An 18,245-nucleotide genomic window follows, 5' to 3' on the forward strand; every position below is an offset into this window, starting at 1 on the left:
TAAATTTGAAAAAATTTGCCCTTAAAGCCGCTAAAAAACTGGTTTTGAAAAATTTAAAATAAAAGATCTGCCAACGGAATACCTTTTGCTGAAAATTTTTCGCAGAATCGCCGGTTTTGCTGTTCAATTGAAATGGTTTTGAAATACCGTATCTTTATGAAATTCTAACATTAAAATATAAATATTATGAAAATCACAACACTTTCTACGTTATTTTTCGGCGCCGTTGTCGCGGTTTCGTGTACTACAACTAAATCTTACGTTGTAAATTCCAAAAGCGGAACCGATACGCAGGGAACAGCAAAATTTAAGCAGGTAGGTTCTAAAGTTCAAATGGATTTGAATGTTTACAAACTTACACCGGGCATTCACGCGGTACATATTCATGAAACAGGCGATTGTTCAGCAACCGACGCGAGTTCAGCAGGCGGCCACTGGAATCCAACTTCTGATATGCACGGCAGATGGGGCAATGACGAACACCACATGGGTGACATCGGAAATTTAGTTGCTGATAAAGACGGAACTGCAAGACTGACTTTCAGCACTGATAAATGGTGTTTAGGTTGTGCAGACTCTAATGAAAATATCATCGGGAAAGCCATCGTAATTCATGCTGATAAAGATGATTTTAAAACTCAACCAACCGGAAATGCCGGTGGTAGAGTAGGTTGTGTGGAAATAAAATAATACGTTACTTTTTTTAAAATAAAAATCCGCCACTGAATTTTCAGTGACGGATTTTTTATAATTTATTCCGGCTTATTTTGCCGAAGTTTTCTTTTTTACCGGTTCGCCTTCTAAGGCATCTTTAGCTTCGTTTACTTTTAAAACTACAGTTCCGCCTTCGGCTAACTGTTTGTTTACAAGCATTTCTGCCAACAGATCTTCGATATATTTCTGGATTGCACGTTTCAAAGGCCTTGCTCCAAAATCTTTGTCCCAACCTTTCTCTGCGATAAAATCTTTCGCATCATCGGTCAGTTCAACTTTATAATTCAGTTTTTCAAGACGTTTGTAGAGTTTGTTCAATTCCAGATCGATAATTTTTGAAATATCTTCTTTTTCAAGATTGTTGAAGATTACAATATCATCAATTCTGTTCAAAAATTCCGGAGCAAAGGCTTTTTTCAAAGCATTTTCAATCGTACTTCTGGCTCTTGCATCGGTATTGGATTTCTTCGCAGTAGTTCCGAAACCTACACCGTCACCGAAATCTTTCAGGTCACGTGTACCAATATTTGAAGTCAAAATAATAATCGTGTTTCTAAAATCGATTTTTCTACCCAAAGAATCGGTAACAAAACCTTCATCTAAAATCTGCAACAAAATGTTGAAAACATCCGGATGCGCTTTTTCTATTTCATCTAAAAGCACCACGGCGTAAGGTTTTCTGCGAACCGCTTCAGTAAGCTGACCACCTTCTTCGTAGCCAACATATCCCGGAGGCGCGCCCACCAAACGTGAAACCGCGAATTTTTCCATGTATTCACTCATGTCGATTCGGATTAATGCTTCGTCAGAATCGAAAAGTTCACGGGCCATTACTTTTGCAAGCTCAGTTTTACCAACACCGGTGGTTCCGAGGAAAATAAAAGTTCCGATTGGCCTGTTTGGATCTTTCAATCCGGCACGGTTTCTCTGGATGGCTTTCACCACTTTTTTCACCGCATCGGTTTGGCCGATCACTTTGCCGTTCAGCATGTCGTCCATCTGCGAAAGTTTGTCAAGCTCGTTTTTACCAACTTTCGTAACCGGAATTCCGCTCATCATAGAAACTACTTCCGCAACATTTTCTTCGGTTACGGTTTCTTTTTTCTCTTTCACATCTTTATCCCAGGCTTCCTGCGCAAGATTTAGTTCAATTTGCAACCGTTCCTCTTCATCTTTCAGTTTTCGCGCTTCCAGGTAATCCTGTTTTTTTACTGCTTGCTGTTTTTGCTCTTTTATGGTTTCGATATTGGTTTCAAACTCAATAATCTGAGTCGGGACTTTCATATTTTTAATATAAACACGCGAGCCGGCTTCGTCCATCGCGTCAATAGCTTTGTCGGGTAAAAAACGGTCGGTAATATAACGTGAAGTCAAGTTCACACACGCTTTTATCGCTTCGTCCGTATAAGTCACGTTGTGATGATCTTCGTATTTATCTTTAATCTGATTCAAAATCTGAATGGTTTCATCTACAGTTGTAGGTTCTACCATTACTTTTTGAAAACGTCTTTCGAGCGCCCCATCTTTTTCGATATATTGGCGATATTCATCTAAAGTTGTTGCACCAATACATTGGATTTCACCTCGCGCTAATGCAGGTTTAAACATATTCGACGCGTCCAGGCTTCCGGTAGAACTTCCGGCGCCAACGATGGTATGCAACTCATCAATAAATAAAATGACGTCGCGGTTTTTTTCAAGCTCGGTCATAATTGCTTTCATGCGCTCTTCGAACTGGCCACGGTATTTTGTCCCTGCAACCAAACTCGCTAAATCCAGCGTAATCACACGTTTGCCATAAAGCACACGCGATACTTTTTTCTGCTGAATTCTTAAAGCTAAACCTTCGGCAATGGCAGATTTACCCACGCCCGGCTCACCGATAAGCAACGGATTGTTTTTCTTTCTTCGCGAAAGAATCTGCGACACGCGTTCGATTTCTTTTTCTCTTCCGATAACCGGATCCAGTTTTCCTTCCCGCGCTAAAGTGGTCAAATCACGCCCAAAATTATCTAAAGTTGGTGTTTTGCTTTTGCCGGTTCCTATATTTCCTGTTGGTTTACGCATTTGTCCGAACTCTTCACGCTCTTCATCGTCATCGTAAGCACTCATTTTCGGATTTTGACCGGAATTTTTCAACAATTTCTGGTATTCCCGCGAAATCATTTCATAGTCAATATCGTAAGAACTTAAAATACTGGTGGTGGGATCTTCCGATTTATAAAGAATTCCGAGTAATAGGTGCACGGTATTTATTTCTGCGCTCTGGTATTGTCTGCATTCCAGTTCGGAACGTTTTACGGCCTGGTCAGCCATTTTGGTGAAAGATATCTTGTCGCTTTCCACAGAAAACGGGTTTAAGCTCGCCACCGACATGGTTTCGATTTTTCTTTTGATTTGGGTTAAATCGGCTCCCAAAGTTTGCATAATTTCCTTCGCTGAATTTTCGGTGGAAATAATCCCGAGAAGGAAATGTTCTGTATTCAGAAACTCGCTGTGCAAGCGTCTGGCTTCGTTTTTACTGAGCTTAAAGACTTGGTCTAACCCAGCTGAAAATTGATGATCCATATAATGTTTCTCGTCTTTTTATTTAATAATTACTTACTTCAGTAAGCGTCAAACCAAAGTTACAAATACTTTACCAAAAACTATTTCTGACGATATGGCAGTTAATATTTTCTTAATTCGCTGAAAATGTTTAGGTTTGTCTCCCAAAAAAATTAAGCATGAACCCAGAAATTACCAATATCATCGGTTACGCCGCATCTTTCTTCATCGTCCTGAGTTTCGTGCTGAAAGACATCAGAAAGATCAGAATCGTAAACCTTGTTGGCTGTATCTGTTTTGTGATTTATGGTATTTTCAGCGATTACCTTTGGCCCATCATCATTCCAAATGCTATTTTATGTGGCGTTCAGGTTTATCATTTGGTTAAAAAGGCGTAAATTAATGCCGTGCGAATCATTGTTTCGGTTTTCAATAATCTATATACGGACCAAAGGGTAGAAAAGGTTTGCAGAACCTTATCTGAAAACGGTTACGAAATCGAACTCATCGGCAATAACTGGCGCGGTTTGCCGCCGGTGAACCGAAATTATTCCGTAAAAAGATTAAATCTCCGCGCCAAAATTCTCCGTCATGCGTACCTCGAATTTCAGTGGAAATTGTACAGGCATTTGCTGAAAAGTGCAGGCCGAAACTGCATTTTACTTTCCAATGATCTGGATACGATTTTACCGAATTATTTAGTTTCAAAAAAACTCGGCATTCCGCTGGTTTTCGACAGCCACGAAATTTTCACAGAAATGCCGTCTTTAGCCGGAAGATTTCCGCAAAAAATCTGGCGGACTTTGGAAAAGCAACTTTTGCCGAAAATCCGTTATATGATTACAGCAAGTGAAAGTTATGCGGATTGGTTTGTTGAAAAATATAAAATTTCGCGTCCGGTCGTCGTGCAGAACTTTCCGGTTTATTTAAAAATCGAAAAAAATTCCGGGCTATATAACCCAAAAATCATTATTTACCAGGGTGTCATTAATCCATCACGCGGTTTAGATAAAATGATTGCTGCGATGGCGGAAATTCCAAATGCTAAATTATGGCTTGCCGGCGATGGTCCGATGAAAACCGAATATGAACAACTGACCAAAAAACTCGGGCTTCAAAAAAAAATCGAGTTTCTTGGGCAAATTTTTCCGGAAAAGCTACGGGAAATTACACAGCAGGCTGATGTCGGATTAAGCATCGAAGAAAATAACGGTCTCAGCTATTATTTTTCTTTACCAAACAAAATTTCAGATTATATCCAGGCAAGAATTCCCGTCGTTGTCTCAGATTTTCCAGAAATGAAAAAAATCATTAAGGAATTTCAGGTCGGCGAAACAATTTCAGATCATTCCGAACTTGCAGAAAAAATAAAAAAAGTGCTCGAAAAGGCGCCAGAATTTTATTCCGAAAATCTTGAAAAGGCAGCGGCACAACTATGCTGGGAAAAAGAAGAACCTAAATTGCTGAATCTCTTTCGGAAAGTAACCGAAGAAAATTTTTAGGAATGCTTATCTTTGCACAAATTCAACTTTGCGATGACGATTAAAGAAAAACAGCAGGAAACTGTGGAAGCTTTTGCCTTTTTGGAAGATTGGGAACAAAAGTACGAATATATTATAGACCTCGGAAAAGAGTTGAAAGGCATGCCCGAAGATCAGAAAACCGATGAAAATTTAATTAAAGGTTGCCAGTCGAAAGTCTGGATTAAAGCGCGTTTTGAAGATGGTAAACTTTTTTTTAACGCTGATTCCGACGGAATTTTACCGAAGGGCATCGTGTCACTTTTGGTTTCCATTTACAGCGGTCACACTACGCAGGAAATTCTGGATTCAGATTTTTCGTTTATCGAAGAAATCGGCTTGCAGGAATTTCTCTCGCCTTCGCGTGCCAACGGTTTGATGGCGATGACCAAACAAATTAAGTTTTACGCCGTGGCCTATCAGCTGAAATCGTGACGCGAATTTTAGCATACCGTTTTTCGGCGTTCGGCGACGTTGCGATGACCGTTCCGGTTTTGCGCGAATTTCTGGCTCAAAATGCTGATGTTGAAATTGTTATGGTTTCCCGCGAAAATTTCAGCGCACTTTTCGATGATATTCCGAATCTGCAATTTAAAGGGATAAATCTCGAAGATTTTAAAGGTTTTTTCGGTTTGCAGAAACTGGGAAAATTGCTTTTGGAAGAATTTAAACCAAATTTTATCGCCGATTTACACGACGTCATCCGAACGAAAACGCTCAATCTTTTTTTTCTGCAAAAAGGTTTCAAAGTTTACAAAATAAATAAAGGTAAAGCTGAAAAAGAAAAACTCACCGATATTTGGAATATCGAAAAACAACCGCTAAAACCCACCGTGGAAAGATATGCCGACGTTTTTCGCGAAATGAAGTTTAAGCTTGAACTTTCCAATCAATTACAACCAAAATCTGGAAAATCCGGAATTGGTGTCGCGCCGTTTGCGCAGCACAAAGGTAAAATGATGCCGCTGGAAAAAACTTTCGAATTGGTAAAAATATTGGCACAAAAGCACCAAATTTTCTTTTTTGGCGGCGGCGCTCAGGAAGTTGAAATCTTAAATTCCTGGCAGCAAAAAATCCCAAATACTGAAAATTTAGCTGGAAAATTAACCTTGAAGCAGGAATTGGAAAAAATTTCGGGCTTAGAAGCCATGATTTCGATGGATTCTGCAAATATGCATTTGGCAAGTTTGGTTGGTACGCGCTGTATTTCGGTTTGGGGTTCCACGCATTTTTACGCCGGATTTTTAGGATACGGACAAAGTGTAAATGATGTCGTACATGTGAAAGATTTAACCTGCCGGCCGTGTTCGGTTTTTGGTGATAAAGAATGTTACCGCGGCGATTATGCTTGCCTGCACGAACTGAATATCCAGCAAATCATTAATCTGATTTAGAAAAATATGCCGTTAGAAGCGGTGATTTTTTCGTTTTACTGAATTTTCAAGAAAATCATTATCTGGTTTAAAAAAAATTTGCCGCTAAAAGCGGCAAATTTTTCGTTTTCGGAAAGATGACGAAACTATATCTAGCCCCGATGGAAGCGGCATCCTGCGCGCCACGAAAGTGGCGTGCAGATAAAGCGGACAGCGGGTTGAAACTTCTATAAGATGCGAAATTTTCCTTGCTTCTAAGCCAGATTTTTTACAAAAAGCTGTCGCCTTTTTTTAACGTTTTTAAGTCCTGAACATATTCTTTAATCAACTGGTCGTTGGCGCGCGGGCAGATCAGCAAAGCTTTGTCGGTGTCCACGATAATGTAGTCTTTCAAACCGTCGATGATCACCGCCTTGTTTTTATTTTTCAGGTTGATGATATTTCCTTTTGCGTTGTAGGTTAAAAGATGGCGCGATTTTGAAGCGTTTTTTTCCGCGTCTTTCACCGCATTTTCGTAAACGGAAGTCCAGGTCCCAAGATCGCTCCAGCCAATATCGGCGGGAATTACATAGACATTTTTCGCTTTTTCCAGAATGCCGTTGTCAATTGAAATTTTTGCGACTTTTGGATAAATAGCATCGATGCAGCCTTCTTCTTCTTTCGTATTGTAATCGCAACTCTGGAAATGCTGAGACATTTCGCTGAGGTATTCTTCAAACGCCGACAAAATGCTTTGGACATTCCAGATAAAAATCCCGGCATTCCACAGGAAATCGCCGCTTTCCAGAAAAGTTCTGGCGAATTCTAAATCAGGTTTTTCGGTAAATGTTTTAACCTTGAAATATTCTTTGTCTTTATTTTCTTCAAACTGAATATAGCCGTAACCGGTTTCCGGCCGTGTTGGTTTGATGCCCAACGTGATGAGGAAATTTTTGGTCGCCGCGAGGTTTAAAGCAAGCTCAATTTTCTGTAGAAAAACGGTTTCGTTTAAAATCAAATGATCCGCCGGAAGCACAATAATATTTGCGTTCGGGTTTTTATCTGCGATTTTTTTCGCCATGTACATATTGCACGCCGCGGTGTTTTTCATCATGGGTTCGCCCACGATATTTTCCGGGTTTAATTCCGGTAGCTGCTGCTCGGTGAGTGCGATATATTCTTTGCTGGTGATGACATAGATGTTTTCCGGAATTACAATTTTGCTGATTCGGTTGTAGGTTTGCTGGATCATGGTGTGGCCGGTTCCTAAAATATCCTGAAACTGTTTCGGGTATTTCTGGGTGCTCATCGGCCAAAATCTGCTGCCTACGCCTCCTGCCATGATGACGCAGTAATTATTTGATTCTGACATATTTAACTTAGTTTTTCCACGCGGGCCAACGGCTTGAAAATATACTTTTTTCCGTTGTTGGTATTCAGGCAAAGATAGTTTTTTTTCCGCTTCTCCTCAATGATATAAGTCTCCTTTCGGTAGGTAAAACGGTCGTTTTCGTTAAGGTCTTCGATATACGAAGTTTCGTCGTCGTAATTTTCAATGTGGAAATAGCGCACAAGATCGGGGCTCGACATAAAATTTGATTTCGGCGCTTTTGAAAATCTCCGGATAATCGGTTTTAAATCTTCGGGATAAATTTCGATGCTTTCAAGGAGCATTTGCCTAAACGTTTGTTTCCATTCCGCACCGTGTGCTGAAATGCGCTTTTTGCTTTGGTCAAAAGCGATAAGATGCGCGAGTTCATGCGTCAGCACGAAGAAAAAAAGATACGGCTGTAAGGTGGAATTGATGGTGATTTGATGCGTTTTATCCGGCATTTTCCGGTAATCGCCCAGTTTCGAATTTCTCCCGCGCGTTACTTTGATATGAATCGTATAATCAGCGAACCATTTTTTTAGAAAAATCAGGCTATTATCCGGCAAATATTTCTGTAACAGCACGATGGACATAACAACAATTGAAGTATTTTAAAACTACAAAGTTAAAGGAATTCCTGCGTAGAAATTTAGAAGTTTCAAGCTGAAAATGTAATTGTATTTTGCCTGTGCCACGCTGCCTTGCGCATTAGCATAATTATTACGCGCGTTGTTTAGGTCATAAACCGTGGCGCGGCCGGCGTTATAGCTTTTCTCCGCAAAATCCAGGGCTAATTTGGCACTTTTTTCAGCTTCGCGAGAAGCAACGAAAGATTCGTAGTTGCTTTCCGCATCAAACTGTGCTTTCTGAACGTTTTGTAAAACGTCCTGCTTTTGTAACAGCAAAGAATTCTTCGCAATATCTTCGTTTACTTTAGACTGCTCTACGTTAAGTCGCGTAATTCCTTTATTGAAAATCGGGATGTTTGCGGAAACGCCAACCTGCTGCCCGAAATTGTCTTTATATTGTTTAAAAAAGCCACTTTGCTGAATGGTGTTTCCGGTAAGATCTTTTCCGGCGTTCAGCAAATAAAAGTATGAACTTCCCAATCCTGCGTTTGCGGAAATTGTCGGCCAGAAGGCGGTTTCGGTAATTTCTGTTTGGGCTTCGGCCGATTTTATGCGGCTTTCAGCAGCTTTTATCTGCGGTTGGTTTTCAAAAGCTTTATTAATGATTTGGTCCGCTGTAAATAAAGGTGCCTGAATATCATCTTCAATGGCAACATTTTGCACATCGAAGTTTTTATAATCCGGAAGCTGCAGAAGCATTGCTAAAGAAAACAAACTTCGGTCGGTATTGATTTCTGCAGTTTTTACATTGAGCTTTTCGCGTGCCAGCCCGGCTTCAGCTTCAGCTAAAACCGTTTGCGCGGTGGTGCCAACCTGCGTCGTGATTTTTGCACGCTCGTAAAGTCTTTCCGCATTTTCCAAAGCGCTTCTCGCAATGGTTACCACTTCGCGGTTAAGCAAAATGGCTAAATATTGCTGCGCAATTTGAAGTGAAATGTCATTTTTTACCTGTTCCACATCAAATCCGCTTGCCTGAACATCATATTCGTTTTTGCGGATATTTTTTTCGAGTCTGCCGTGGTTGAAAAGCAACATATCAGCACCAACATTTGCACTGTTGCTGAAATTATCATTGCTGCCTGTGCGGCCGAAAGTGTCGCGGCCCTGCCCAAAAGTTGCAGAATTATTGATGTTTCCGGAAACCGACGGAAGATATTGCCGTTTTGCAATCGACAGATTATAATCTTGAAGTTTCTTGTTGTACTCGTTCTGGATGACCTGCAGGTTATTTTCTACGGCGTAATTCACGCATTCCTGAAGCGTCCATTTCTTTTGAGAAAACAGAAAAGCAGACATCAAAGTCAGGGAAAACAGCAAAGATTTTCTCATAGATTATTTTCTGTAATAAGACGGTTTTTTTGCAAAATTGTTACACAGATTTCTTTAAATCATTAATTCTACTTACAATTGGCATAGAAAAAACTCCACTTTTTTGCAGATAGAGCTCGTAAAATTTCTGCGCTTTTGCAGCAAAATCTACATTTGAATTTTCCCTGTTTTTAAAGTAAAATAAATGACCGAGCAATTCGTAATACGGAATGTGGTGACTGCTGTCTTTCGCTTCGATGAGCTCAATTATTTCGTCGGTGCTTTTTGCCGACAAAGTTTCGAAATCCATTTTGAAAGTATCATTCATGTTGGTATCGAAAATCCTTTCCTGTTCCGGCAATTCGCCTTCATTTTTTTCTAAAAGCAGCTTCGAAAGAAATTCGGAAAACTGCTTTACAATGCGAATGATGTAATCTTTATCGTGGATCATTTTATTAAATATTTAATTAAAGTTTAAGCAAAGAAAAGATAAGCCAAAATTACTGACGTGATGATGCCTACCAAATCAGCCATCAGCATTGCGGTTACGGTGTATCTGGTGTTTTTAATGCCCACCGCACCGAAATAAACCGCGATTACATAGAAAGTGGTGTCCGAACTTCCTTGTAAAACCGCTGCTAATCGTCCCTGGAAACTGTCCGCACCGAAAGTCTGCATCGTATCCACCATCATTCCGCGCGCGCCGGAACCCGAAAGCGGTTTGATGAGCGCAGTTGGTAAACCGTCAACAAATCGGGTATCGAAACCGACAACCTGTGCTACCCATTTCATTCCATCGATTAAAACATCGAAAACTCCGGAAGTTCTAAGCAAGGAAATCGCGATGAGCATTCCGACCAAATAAGGAATAATTTTTACACACGTCCAGAAACCTTCTTTTGCCCCATCGATAAAAGCATCGAAAACATTAATTTTTTTATAAACCGCGCCCAAAACAATAGCAAAGAAGATCAACAAAATAATTCCGTTGCTCAGCAACATGCTGAAATTATCCAGTCCTTCTTTGGTTAAATTTACCAAATACACCACGAGCAAAGCAATAATAGCGGAAATTCCTCCAACATAAGCGATGACGACAGGTTGAAGCAAATTTATTTTCTGATACAGCGAAACGAAAATCATAGCGGCTAAAGTCGCTGCAAAAGTTGCAATCATGCACGGCAGAAAAATATCGGTTGGCGTTGTAGAACCCATCGAAGCACGGATTGCGATAATGGAAACCGGAATCAAAGTTAAACCGCCGGCGTGCAAACACAAAAACATGATTTGGGAATTACTCGCGCGCTCGTTTTCCGGATTTAATGTCTGCAAACTTTCCATCGCTTTTAATCCAAACGGTGTCGCGGCGTTGTCCAAACCAAGCAAATTCGCTGAAAAATTCAGCAACATATGTCCGAAGGACGGATGGTTTTTCGGGATTTCGGGGAATAATTTTGAAAAAAACGGCTGAATTATGCGTGAAAGCAAATTGATACCGCCGGCTTTTTCGGCAATGCTCATAAAACCCATGAAAAGCGTCATAATTCCAATCAGACCAAGGCAGATTTTTACGGCCGTTTCCGAAGTTCCGATGACACCGTCGGTTTCCTGCACGCGGTAAACCGCAACTTTCGAAGTTGCTGAATCGCTTTTGTAATGAATTCGGTTTTGATTAAAATTGGGTGCTAATACAAGGTTTTTTTGAATTTCAGGTGAGAGTTCACCGATGCTTTTGGTCGCAATCTGCACGGTATCACCACTTTTGCCGACCACCATATCGTTGTAAATGGCTTTGTAATGATCTGAAAAAATATATTTGATGCTGGCGACAATAATCGCGACGATGATAAAGGCGCTCCAGATTCTGCTTAAAACCATTTTGTAGAAAATTTTGTTAAAAATAACCAAAATCTTGAAGTAATGGTTTGCGCCGTGCAATTATTCAGCTGAAAGTTTATAAAACGAAAAAATTTGACGTTAAAATGGCAAATTTTTTTAATTATAATTTCATCAAGACAAAACAAAAAAATTCCGCCTTAAAAGACCGAATTTTGTAAAAATGTTTTACAGAACTGCGAGGAACTCCACGCCGTCGTTGTTTTCTTCTTTTGGTAATTTCACGAAATGACGGTGAAAGTCTGCGTAATAATCATCATATTCCTGGCTCTTTTTCTTCAAAAACTGCTTGAGCCCAAAAATGCCGATTCCGATCAAGATACCGGCACCTCCCGCCAATAATATGCCTACCTGTGTTTTCATAAGTTTATTTTTCTCGACGATGTCAGAAGCAAATTATGTTCCTTTTCTGGTGGATGCCGGATTAAAAAATTGTTAAATAATCAAGAATTCTGTCTTATCATTTCTGAATGAGTAAAAAATTTCGCAGAAATCTTGCGGTTCAGCTCGGAATAATTCGGTAAAAAATGGTATTTTTGAACAAATCCTGAACTATGAATATTAAAACTTTTGCTTTGGGCGCCGCCGGTTTTCTGGCAGCAGCATGTACACCACAAAAAATGATCAGCACCATCAACTATCCTGAAACGAAAAAAATAGACCACACGGATACTTATTTCGGAACCACAGTTGCCGATCCGTACCGCTGGCTCGAAGATGATCGTGCCGCTGATACCAAAGATTGGGTGCAGCGAGAAGTCGCTTTCACCAATGATTATTTAGCAAAAATTCCTTTCCGCGAAGAAATTCGTTCGCAGTTGAAAGACATCTGGAATTACGAAAAAATCGGTGCTCCATTTAAGGAAGGCGATTATACTTATTTTTATAAAAATGACGGTCTGCAGGCGCAGTCTGTTTTATACAGAACAGATAAAGCCGGTAAGACTGAAGTTTTCCTGGATCCAAATAAATTTTCCGAAAAAGGCACGACTTCTTTAGCCGGAGTTTCCTTTAATAAGAAAGGAAATTTAGTTGCTTATTCGATTTCCGAGGGCGGAAGTGACTGGAATAAAATTATCATTCTGGATGCGGTAACCAAAAATAAAATCGATGAAACCATTAATGATGTGAAGTTTTCCGGAGCTTCGTGGTTAGGTGACGAAGGTTTTTTCTATTCAAGCTACGATAAACCAACGGGCAGCGAACTTTCCGCTAAAACAGATACACACAAGGTGTATTTCCATAAGTTGGGCACCAAGCAAAGTGAGGATAAGCTTGTGATCGGCGGCGACCAGTTTAAAAGACGTTATATGGGAATGGGCGTGACGGATGACGAACGGTTCCAGATTTTAAGCGCTTCCGAAGCTACAAACGGTAACGAGGTCTATATTAAAGACCTAAAAAATAAAACCGATTTAATTCCAATTCAAAACGGATATGATTACAATACCGATATCATTGATTCTAAAGGTGATTTCATCTATGCTTTAACGGATAAAGACGCGCCAAATATGCGTTTGGTTAAATTTAACATTAAAACGCCGAATGTTTGGGTAGATGTAATCCCGCAAACCGAAAATGTGTTAAGTGTTTCTACCGGTGGCGGCTATATTTTCGCAAAATATATGCAGGATGCGGTAACGTCTGTAAAGCAATATGATTACGACGGAAAACTTATCCGCACCATTGAACTTCCAGGAATTGGTACCGCGGGCGGCTTCAGTGGAAAAGAAAACGACAAAGATTTATATTACAATTTCAGCAATTATATTACTCCTGGAACAACGTACAAATTTAATGTTGAAACCGGAAAATCCGAAGTTTACCAAAAACCGAAGGTGAAATTCAATCCTGAAGATTACGTTTCCGAGCAGGTTTTTTACACTTCAAAAGACGGCACGCGCATTCCGATGATGATAAACTACAAAAAAGGCCTTAAAATGGACGGAAAAAATCCAACCATTTTATATTCTTACGGAGGTTTTAATATCAGCCTGCAGCCAGGTTTTTCTGTAGTAAACGCGATCTGGATGGAAAATGGCGGAATCTACGCTGTTCCTAATATTCGCGGTGGTGGTGAATACGGTAAAAAATGGCACGATGCCGGCACAAAAATGCAGAAGAAAAATGTTTTTGATGACTTCATCGCGGCTGGTGAATATCTTCAAAGCAAAGGTTACACTTCCAAAGATTATATGGCGCTTTCGGGCCGTTCAAACGGCGGACTTTTAGTCGGTGCTACCATGACAATGCGTCCGGATTTGGCTAAAGTTGCCTTCCCGGGAGTTGGCGTTCTGGATATGTTGCGTTACAACAAATTTACGGCAGGCGCAGGCTGGAGCTACGATTACGGTACCGCCGAAGACAGCAAAGAAATGTTTGAATATTTGCGCTCTTATTCCCCGATTCATCAGGTGAAAGAAGGCGTTTGTTACCCGTCCACTATGATTATCACCAGTGATCATGATGACCGCGTAGTGCCGGCGCACTCTTTTAAATTTGGTGCCGAACTTCAGGAAAAACAGTCGTGCAACAACCCGATTTTGGTTCGTATCGAGACCAATGCCGGTCACGGAGCAGGTAGAAGTACCGAACAGGTCATCGGTGAAAATGCTGATATCCTGAGTTTTGCGCTTTATGAAATGGGTTACAAAACGTTAAAAAAGTAAAAAACTCTGAAAAATTTTGAAACTTTCCGCCCGCAAGCGGAAAGTTTTTTTATTCAAGTCAAGAAATAAATTCACTAATTTTGCCTTTATGCACAAAGAGGAAATTGCCGGTTATTATGATGTGTTTTCTGCAACGCAGGTGAAAACCGGCGCCAATGAAAGATTGATTTCTCTTTACAAAAGACTTTTGGAACAAGGTTTAAAATCAAGCTCCAATGTACTGGAACTCGGCTGTGGCGTTGGAAACTTTACCAAACTTCTGGCGGAAAAAGTAACTTCCGGAAAAATTGAAGCGGTTGATTTTAGCCAAAAAAGCATCGAAATAGCCCGGAAAAAATGCGGTGAGAAACAAAATATACATTTCGAAGTTGCTGATGTTACGGCTTACACGCCAAAATTTGCTGACTTCGATTTTATCACTTTAATGGATGTTATCGAGCATATTCCGCTGGAAAAACATCAGGAATTATTTTCGAAAATTTGCCGTTTTAGCACGGAAAAAACCTTAATTGCGCTTAATATTCCGAACCCGGAATATATTGCATTTACGCGCAAAAACCAGCCGGAAACTTTGCAGGTGATCGACCAGGAAATCCATTTGGCACCTTTGCTTACAATTTTAGAAAATTCCGGCTTAGAACTGGTTTTTTTTGAAAAATACAGCATCTGGGAAATTGAAGATTATCATTTTCTTTTGGTTCGTAAAAAGCAGAATTTCGAACTACGGCACCTTTCGGATGAGCGCACGCTTTCGGAAAAAGTTTTAAACAAAGTTTCCCGAAAAATCGACTCGCTGAAATACCGATAATGCGGAAAAACCTTTATTTGATTAAATTTTAATGTCTGATATTATAAAACTTTTACCCGATCATGTTGCCAACCAAATTGCCGCAGGCGAAGTGGTGCAGCGGCCCGCATCGATTGTAAAAGAACTCATCGAAAACTCCATCGATGCCGGAGCGACAAAAATTGAACTGATCGTTCGCGATTCCGGTAAAAACCTCATTCAGGTGGTGGATAACGGCAGCGGAATGAGCGAAACCGATGCACGGCTAGCTTTCGAGCGCCACGCAACTTCGAAAATAAGCACCACCGAAGATATTTTCCGGATTTCTACAAAAGGTTTTCGCGGAGAAGCTTTAGCTTCAATAGCGGCGGTTGCGCAGGTGGAACTTCGCACCAAAACTCACGATGCGGTAAGCGGCACCAACATTTATATTGAGGGCGGAGGTTTTCAGTTTCAGGAACCGATTCAAACTGCGGCGGGCTCTAGTTTTTCGGTTAAAAATCTTTTTTACAATGTTCCGGCGCGCCGGAAATTCCTTAAAAATAATAATATTGAGTTTCGCCACATTATCGATGAATTTCAGCGCATTGCGCTGGCGCACGATAATCTTGATTTCGAACTCTACCATAACGACGATATTATTTTCCGGCTTCGCAAAGCAAGTCTTTTACAAAGAATTGTAGATGTTTTCGGACGAAAACTGCAGCCGCTTTTAATTCCGATTAAAGAAGATTTGGGTTGGGTGCAGTTGAATGGTTTTGTGGCAAAACCGGAAGGCGCCAAAAAAACGCGCGGCGAGCAGTTTTTTTTTGTTAATGGGCGCTTTTTCCGAAGTGCTTATTTTAATAAAGCCGTACAGGAAGCTTTTGAAGGTTTACTTTTACCGGGTTATATTCCAACTTTTTTCCTTTTTTTAGAACTCGATCCGGAGAAGGTGGATGTTAATATTCATCCGCAAAAAACCGAAGTGAAATTCGAAGATGAAAATCTTATTTTCGCATTGGTTCGCTCAACGATTAAGCGGTCGTTAGGAATTTATAATATTTCACCAAGTCTGGATTTTGACCGTGGTGAAGGTGTAGAAGCTTTTCTGGCGCAGTCAACCGGTGGAAACACCGCTTACAAAACACCCGAAATTGTGGTGGACCGCAGCTATAATCCTTTTCTGGAAGAGCGCGAAACTGAAGGTGAACGGGTGGCGATGACCGAGCTATTTCAGCAAAATATGCCCGCAGAGCCGTCAAAAATTAATCTTTTTGAAGATGATGACTTTGATGATGATTTGATGCGTTTGCCCAACGGTTACTGGCTTTTCAATAAAAACGGTAAAACCCTGATGCTGGATTTAGGTAGAATGCACCGCCTGGTTGTTTCTGAAAAAAATGCCAAAAAGAAGCGCAATTCCGAGAAACATACGCTGCTTTTTTCGTTGGAATATCACATGAATGAAACCGAAAAAAATAAATTTCGGTCGATTAAAAAATTTCTGCCGGAACTTGGCTTCGAAATGGTATTGGCAAATGATAATGTTTTGCGGATTGATGCCGTCCCTGAAGGTTTGAAGGAAACTCAGGTAATGAAATTCCTTGAAAATCTTTTTGAGATCCTGGAATACCGCAACGAAGATGAGTTTATGGAATTCTACAACAGCCAGTGGAATAAAATACAGAGCAAATCGCGGTTTGATTTTTTATATAAAACCGATGCCGAGCACGCCATCACAGATTTTACCGAGCTGGGCTTCCCGGAATTTTTACCGTCTGGAAAGCGGTGCTATATCGTTCTTCCGCTGGAAGAGCTTAAAAACAAATTTTAATTTATGTTTCCAAGATTAACGCCGATTACCAAAAATATTATCATTCTGAATGTTATATTTTATCTGGCTTCCAATTTCATTGCTTTTCCAAAACTTTATGAAATGTTTTCGGTGTTTTACTTTGAATCACCTTATTTTAAAGTTTGGCAAATCATCACGCACATGTTTATGCATGCGCCGATGGGACAGGGAATTGGACTGACGCACATTCTTTTCAATATGCTGACGCTGATGAGTTTCGGACCAGTTTTAGAGCAGGTTTTGGGCGACAGAAAATACATTATTTTGTATTTTGCCAGCGGAATTGGCGCTTACCTACTGAACTGCGGCTGGAATTATTTTGAAATTACGCAGGGTGCAGATCCGATGGAAATTTATTCCATCCCAATGATGGGCGCTTCGGGTGCGATTTTCGGGGTTGTAGCGGCATTTTCTACTATGTTTCCTGATTCTAAGCTTTACTTCATGTTTATTCCGTTCGGCATCAAAGCCAAATATTTATTACCAGGAATTATTCTGATCTCACTGTATTTAGGATTCAGCGGCTCGATGGGCGGCATTGCACATTTCGCACATATCGGTGGTGCTATTGTAGGATATGTCTTGGCCAGAAAATGGAAAAATGATCATTTTAGAGTTAATTAAGCACAATTTCCTGTGAAGATATTGCGATTTTTCTCTACGTTTTGTCACGCTGTAATTTTGATTTTGCTTTTGGCAACTTCACTCAACTCGTTGGTTCCACCGCAAAAATTTCCTTATATAAACCTGCTTTCGCTGGCTTTTCCCGTTTTGATGATTTTAAACGTTTTGTTGTGTTTATGGTGGACTATTCGTGCTAAAAAAAGAGCAATTCTTTTCATTGTGCTTTCGTTATTTTTAATAAAACCAACCGGTCGATGGCTAAACTGGCAGACTAAAAGTGATGAAAAAGCAAATCTGAAAGTAGTTTCTTTAAATATAAAAGGCGGCAATTTCGGTCGGAAAAATGTTTATGAATATCTGAAAAACCAGAATGCTGATATTGTTTTCGGACAGGAATATGGTGAAGAATACAATGTTCCCGGTTATCCGAACAAAGCCGTAGATTACCAGATTGTGGCCATAAATTCAAAACTTAAAATCATTAATACCGATAAAATTGCGACCTCCGGAAACGGAAATTCGTTTTATGCTGATATCGAAGTGAATGGTAAGGTCATCCGCTGCATCAATTTATATCTGACGCCCTTCGCTTTTGATAAAAAAAAGGTAAAACCCAGCGAAGACTTGGAAACGAACAAAACTAAGATGAGTTATATTCTGAAACGCCTTGTACCGACATTTAAAGCGCATCAGCAGGAAGTTGAAGACGTGCGTCAGGCGGTTTTGGATTCGCCATATCCGGTTTTGTTAGCCGGCGATTTCAATGCGGTGCCAAATTCCTACGAATATTATCAGGTGAATTCGGTGTTGGAGGATGCTTTTGTTAAAGTTGGCAGAGGCAGCAGCACGAGTTTTCACGATTATAAATTCCCCATTAGAATCGACTATTTTTTCTCCTCGAAAGAAATTGAACCGATTACCTACCGCGTGGACAGAAGCGTAAAAGTTTCCGATCATTTTCCCGTAATTGCAACCTTCAAAGTACATTAA

17 protein-coding genes are annotated in these 18,245 nt (G+C 40.3%); 10 read left to right on the forward strand and 7 right to left on the reverse strand.

Going from position 1 to position 18,245, the window contains the following annotated elements; all coding sequences use genetic code 11:
• The first annotated feature begins 186 nt into the window (after positions 1 to 186).
• A complete protein-coding gene (locus tag OA84_RS03750) occupies positions 187 to 690 on the forward strand; it encodes a superoxide dismutase family protein (protein ID WP_039342423.1) in 504 nt (167 codons plus the stop codon).
• Between the two features lie 72 nt (positions 691 to 762).
• Here OA84_RS03750 and OA84_RS03755 read toward each other — a convergent pair whose 3' ends face one another.
• Positions 763 to 3,282 carry an ATP-dependent Clp protease ATP-binding subunit gene (locus tag OA84_RS03755; RefSeq protein ID WP_039342426.1) on the reverse strand — a complete coding sequence of 840 codons (2,520 nt, stop codon included), beginning with the start codon at positions 3,280 to 3,282 and terminating at the stop codon, positions 763 to 765.
• A gap of 158 nt (positions 3,283 to 3,440) precedes the next feature.
• Here OA84_RS03755 and OA84_RS03760 point away from each other — a divergent pair, with 158 nt between their 5' ends.
• The 4 genes from OA84_RS03760 to OA84_RS03775 are packed head-to-tail and all read left to right on the forward strand — an operon-like array spanning position 3,441 to position 6,175.
• Positions 3,441 to 3,659 carry a hypothetical protein gene (locus tag OA84_RS03760; RefSeq protein ID WP_039342429.1) on the forward strand — a complete coding sequence of 73 codons (219 nt, stop codon included), beginning with the start codon at positions 3,441 to 3,443 and terminating at the stop codon, positions 3,657 to 3,659.
• Positions 3,660 to 3,668: 9 nt separating this feature from the next.
• Positions 3,669 to 4,763, forward strand: coding sequence for a glycosyltransferase (locus tag OA84_RS03765; RefSeq protein WP_039342431.1), 1,095 nt, complete (start codon positions 3,669 to 3,671; stop codon positions 4,761 to 4,763).
• A gap of 33 nt (positions 4,764 to 4,796) precedes the next feature.
• On the forward strand, positions 4,797 to 5,216 hold the full coding sequence (locus OA84_RS03770) for a SufE family protein (RefSeq protein ID WP_039342434.1): 420 nt from the start codon (positions 4,797 to 4,799) through the stop codon (positions 5,214 to 5,216).
• Positions 5,213 to 6,175: a glycosyltransferase family 9 protein gene (locus tag OA84_RS03775; RefSeq protein WP_039342436.1), complete on the forward strand. Its 963-nt coding sequence runs from the start codon at positions 5,213 to 5,215 to the stop codon at positions 6,173 to 6,175. The genes OA84_RS03770 and OA84_RS03775 overlap by 4 nt, the downstream gene beginning before the upstream one ends.
• A 247-nt stretch (positions 6,176 to 6,422) precedes the next feature.
• Here OA84_RS03775 and OA84_RS03780 read toward each other — a convergent pair whose 3' ends face one another.
• From OA84_RS03780 to OA84_RS03805, 6 genes are all read right to left on the reverse strand, one after another.
• Complete coding sequence (locus OA84_RS03780) at positions 6,423 to 7,505, reverse strand: mannose-1-phosphate guanylyltransferase (protein WP_039342439.1); 1,083 nt, start codon at positions 7,503 to 7,505, stop codon at positions 6,423 to 6,425.
• A 2-nt stretch (positions 7,506 to 7,507) separates the two neighbouring features.
• Complete coding sequence (locus tag OA84_RS03785; RefSeq protein ID WP_039342441.1) at positions 7,508 to 8,098, reverse strand: SprT-like domain-containing protein; 591 nt, start codon at positions 8,096 to 8,098, stop codon at positions 7,508 to 7,510.
• A 24-nt stretch (positions 8,099 to 8,122) separates the two neighbouring features.
• The gene (locus OA84_RS03790; RefSeq protein WP_039342444.1) at positions 8,123 to 9,463 is read right to left on the reverse strand and encodes a TolC family protein; all 1,341 of its coding nucleotides are present in this window, start codon (positions 9,461 to 9,463) and stop codon (positions 8,123 to 8,125) included.
• A gap of 40 nt (positions 9,464 to 9,503) precedes the next feature.
• Entirely contained in the window at positions 9,504 to 9,893 is a 390-nt protein-coding gene (locus tag OA84_RS03795; protein WP_039342447.1) for a hypothetical protein, read from the reverse strand.
• 23 nt (positions 9,894 to 9,916) lie between these two features.
• Positions 9,917 to 11,320 (reverse strand): nucleoside recognition domain-containing protein, encoded by a 1,404-nt coding sequence (locus OA84_RS03800; RefSeq protein ID WP_039342765.1) that lies wholly within the window; start codon positions 11,318 to 11,320, stop codon positions 9,917 to 9,919.
• A 186-nt stretch (positions 11,321 to 11,506) separates the two neighbouring features.
• Positions 11,507 to 11,701 carry a hypothetical protein gene (locus OA84_RS03805; RefSeq protein ID WP_039342452.1) on the reverse strand — a complete coding sequence of 65 codons (195 nt, stop codon included), beginning with the start codon at positions 11,699 to 11,701 and terminating at the stop codon, positions 11,507 to 11,509.
• Between the two features lie 191 nt (positions 11,702 to 11,892).
• Between OA84_RS03805 and OA84_RS03810 the strand changes: the two genes are divergently transcribed.
• The 5 genes from OA84_RS03810 (at position 11,893) to OA84_RS03830 (ending at position 18,245) form a co-directional block, all read left to right on the forward strand.
• Complete coding sequence (locus tag OA84_RS03810) at positions 11,893 to 14,007, forward strand: prolyl oligopeptidase family serine peptidase (protein ID WP_039342455.1); 2,115 nt, start codon at positions 11,893 to 11,895, stop codon at positions 14,005 to 14,007.
• Positions 14,008 to 14,023: 16 nt separating this feature from the next.
• Positions 14,024 to 14,815: a class I SAM-dependent methyltransferase gene (locus OA84_RS03815; RefSeq protein WP_262493303.1), complete on the forward strand. Its 792-nt coding sequence runs from the start codon at positions 14,024 to 14,026 to the stop codon at positions 14,813 to 14,815.
• Positions 14,816 to 14,846: 31 nt separating this feature from the next.
• The gene (mutL, locus tag OA84_RS03820) at positions 14,847 to 16,610 is read left to right on the forward strand and encodes a DNA mismatch repair endonuclease MutL (protein WP_039342461.1); all 1,764 of its coding nucleotides are present in this window, start codon (positions 14,847 to 14,849) and stop codon (positions 16,608 to 16,610) included.
• Positions 16,611 to 16,613: 3 nt separating this feature from the next.
• On the forward strand, positions 16,614 to 17,255 hold the full coding sequence (locus OA84_RS03825; RefSeq protein ID WP_039342464.1) for a rhomboid family intramembrane serine protease: 642 nt from the start codon (positions 16,614 to 16,616) through the stop codon (positions 17,253 to 17,255).
• A 69-nt stretch (positions 17,256 to 17,324) separates the two neighbouring features.
• Positions 17,325 to 18,245: an endonuclease/exonuclease/phosphatase family protein gene (locus tag OA84_RS03830; RefSeq protein ID WP_233701817.1), complete on the forward strand. Its 921-nt coding sequence runs from the start codon at positions 17,325 to 17,327 to the stop codon at positions 18,243 to 18,245.

The sequence above is a fragment of the Kaistella solincola genome (genome assembly GCF_000812875.1).
GTDB classification, from domain to species: Bacteria; Bacteroidota; Bacteroidia; order Flavobacteriales; family Weeksellaceae; genus Kaistella; species Kaistella solincola.

Bases quoted from the DNA above. Each gene is read 5' to 3' on its own strand.
- OA84_RS03750 (WP_039342423.1), top strand. From the start codon at position 187: ATGAAAATCACAACACTTTCTACGTTATTTTTCGGCGCCGTTGTCGCG.
- OA84_RS03755 (WP_039342426.1), bottom strand. From the start codon at position 3,282: ATGGATCATCAATTTTCAGCTGGGTTAGACCAAGTCTTTAAGCTCAGT.
- OA84_RS03760 (WP_039342429.1), top strand. From the start codon at position 3,441: ATGAACCCAGAAATTACCAATATCATCGGTTACGCCGCATCTTTCTTC.
- OA84_RS03770 (WP_039342434.1), top strand. From the start codon at position 4,797: ATGACGATTAAAGAAAAACAGCAGGAAACTGTGGAAGCTTTTGCCTTT.
- OA84_RS03780 (WP_039342439.1), bottom strand. From the start codon at position 7,505: ATGTCAGAATCAAATAATTACTGCGTCATCATGGCAGGAGGCGTAGGC.
- OA84_RS03785 (WP_039342441.1), bottom strand. From the start codon at position 8,098: ATGTCCATCGTGCTGTTACAGAAATATTTGCCGGATAATAGCCTGATT.
- OA84_RS03790 (WP_039342444.1), bottom strand. From the start codon at position 9,463: ATGAGAAAATCTTTGCTGTTTTCCCTGACTTTGATGTCTGCTTTTCTG.
- OA84_RS03795 (WP_039342447.1), bottom strand. From the start codon at position 9,893: ATGATCCACGATAAAGATTACATCATTCGCATTGTAAAGCAGTTTTCC.
- OA84_RS03800 (WP_039342765.1), bottom strand. From the start codon at position 11,320: ATGGTTTTAAGCAGAATCTGGAGCGCCTTTATCATCGTCGCGATTATT.
- OA84_RS03805 (WP_039342452.1), bottom strand. From the start codon at position 11,701: ATGAAAACACAGGTAGGCATATTATTGGCGGGAGGTGCCGGTATCTTG.
- OA84_RS03810 (WP_039342455.1), top strand. From the start codon at position 11,893: ATGAATATTAAAACTTTTGCTTTGGGCGCCGCCGGTTTTCTGGCAGCA.
- mutL (WP_039342461.1), top strand. From the start codon at position 14,847: ATGTCTGATATTATAAAACTTTTACCCGATCATGTTGCCAACCAAATT.
- OA84_RS03825 (WP_039342464.1), top strand. From the start codon at position 16,614: ATGTTTCCAAGATTAACGCCGATTACCAAAAATATTATCATTCTGAAT.